General features: G+C 75.5%; 1 protein-coding gene. It reads right to left on the reverse strand.

The window, feature by feature from the left end; all coding sequences use genetic code 11:
* Window positions 1-2,533 (reverse strand): acyltransferase domain-containing protein (locus tag CW362_RS42655; RefSeq protein ID WP_162684451.1); only part of this gene is annotated, 2,533 nt, incomplete at both ends.

The following is a 2,533-nucleotide window of genomic DNA, read 5'->3' on the forward strand; positions in this document are numbered from 1 at the left end:
TGCCCCAGACCGGGGCGTGGGCGGGGTCTTCGGCGGGGCCCACGAGCAGTACCAGGCGGGCGTCGCCGAAGCGTTCGTCGGCGAGCCAGGCCTGCAGCAGGGCGAGCGCCCGGTGTGCCGTGGGGCGGGGGCCGGGCAGTGGTTCGGTGAGGTCCGCGACGACGGTGGTCACGTCCTGCGGGACGGCGGCCAGGTCCGGGTAGTGGGGGGTGTGGGCCAGCAGCGGGCGCGGTCCCAGGACCGCCAGGGTCTGGGGGGCTGCGGGTGCGGCGGGCAGGGCGAGGGGGGTCCAGTCGAGGCGCAGGAGTGCGTGGCCGGCGTGGCCGGCCTCCAGCTGCCGGGGGTCGACGGTGCGCAGCGTGAGGTCCTCGACGGAGCCGACCGTGCCCTGGGTGTCGGCCAGTTCGACGGCGTAGCTGTCGGCTGTGCGCGGGGTGATCCGTACCCGCAGGGAGGTGGCGGCGGTGGCCCGCAGCCGTACGCCGTTCCAGGAGAACGGCAGCCGCAGCCGGGTCGTGTCGTGCACCGCGATGACGTGCAGGGCGGCGTCGAGGAGGGCGGGGTGCAGCAGGTAGGAGGCGGCGTCGGTGCGGTGCGCGGCGTCCAGGGCGACCTCGGCGAAGAGTTCCTCGCCGCTGCGCCAGGCGCCGCGCAGTGCGCGGAAGGCGGGCCCGTAGTGGTAGCCGCGCTCGGCCAGTGCGTCGTAGAAGCCCGTGGTGTCGACGGGCTGTGCGCCCGGCGGCGGCCATGCCGCGAGCGGTCCGGGCCCGTCGTCGGGGGCGGGTGGGGACGGTGCGAGGACGGCGGAGGCGTGGTGGGTCCATGCCGGGGCGTCGTCGGGGCGCGCGTACAGTTCCGCGCGGCGGGTCAGGTCCGGCTCGGGGCCGGTGATGCGCAGTTGCAGCTGCAGGCCGCCGTCCTCGGGCAGCACCAGCGGCCGGCGCAGGGTGAGCTCGTCCACGGTGTCGCAGCCGGCCTGGGCGCCGGCCGCCAGTGCCATCTCCACGACGGCGGTGCCGGGGACGACGGGCCGTGCGGCCACCTGGTGGTCGGGCAGCCAGGGCTGTGCCCGTGCCGACAGCCGTCCGGTGAGGACGAGTTCACCGCCGGTGGCGGCGGGGAGCGCGGCTTTCAGCAGCGGGTGTCCCAGCGGGCCGACGCCGAGGGAGCCGGCGTCAGCGGCGGCCGGGGCGGGGGCGTCCAGCCAGTGGCGCTCGCGCTGGAAGGCGTACGTCGGCAGGGCGGTGCGGGGTGCTCCCGCGTAGTCCCATTCGACCTGCACGCCGTGGGCGTGTGCCTGGGCCAGGGAGGTGAGGAACCGGTGCGGTCCGCCGTCCTGGCGGCGCAGGGTCTCCAGGGCGACGGCGTCCGCCGCGGCCTCGGCGATGGTGTCCTGCAGGGCGATGGTCAGGCCGGGGTGCGGGCTGGCCTCGATGAAGGTGCGGTAGCCCTGTTCGAGCAGGGTCCGGGTGGCGGTCTCCAGCAGGACCGTGCCGCGCAGGTTGCGGTACCAGTAGTCGGCGTCGAGGCCGGTGGTGTCCAGGGGTGCGCCGGTGACGGTCGAGCAGAAGGTGATCCGGGCGCGGCGCGGGGTCACGTCCGCCAGTTCGGCCAGGAGCCGTTCGCGGATCTCCTCGACGTGTGCCGAGTGGGAGGCGTAGTCCACCGGGATGGTGCGGGTGCGTACCTTCTGGGCGCGGCAGTGGGTCTCGAGTTCGCTCAGCGCGGCGGGGTCCCCGGAGACCACGGACGCCTGGGGGCCGTTGACGGCCGCGAGCCACAGGCTGCCCTGCCAGCGCCGCAGCAGGGGGGCCAGGTCGTCGGCGGACAGGGCCACCGAGAGCATGCCGCCCTTGCCGGCGAGCGCGATCAGCGCCCTGGAGCGCAGGGCCACCACTTTCGCCGCGTCCTTCAGGCTCAGTGCTCCGGCGACGCACGCCGCGGCGATCTCGCCCTGGCTGTGCCCGATGACGGCGGCGGGCCGCACGCCGTGGCTGTGCCACAGCTGTGCCAGGGACACCATGACCGCGAACAGGGCGGGCTGGACCATGTCGACGCGGGTGAGCCAGCCGCTGTCCGTGCCGCGCACGACCTCCAGCAGGTCCCAGTCGGTGTGGGGGGCCAGTGCCTGGGCGCACTCGGTCATGCGCTGGGCGAACACCGGTGAGGTCTCAAGGAGTTCGGCTGCCATGCCGTGCCACTGCGAGCCCTGTCCGGGGAAGACGAACGCCACTTTCCCCTGCCGGGCGCGGCCGCGCACGACGCCGGCGGCCGTCGTGTCGTCGGCCAGCGCGGCCAGGCCGGTCAGGAACTCCTCGCGGGTGGTGGCGACGACGGCCGCCCGGTGCTCGAAGCAGGAGCGGGTCGTGGCCAGCGCGTGGCCGATCTCGGCGGGGCTCGCGGTGGTGTCGTCCCGTACCAGGGCGGCGAGGCGGCGGGCCTGCTCGCGCAGCGCGTCCGCGCTCTTGGCCGACAGCAGCCACGGCTCGGTGCCGGCCAGGCCCGGGGTGCGCAGGACGTCCGGTGTCTGTTC

The sequence above is a fragment of the Streptomyces populi genome, assembly GCF_002911015.1.
GTDB classification, from domain to species: Bacteria; Actinomycetota; Actinomycetes; order Streptomycetales; family Streptomycetaceae; genus Streptomyces; species Streptomyces populi.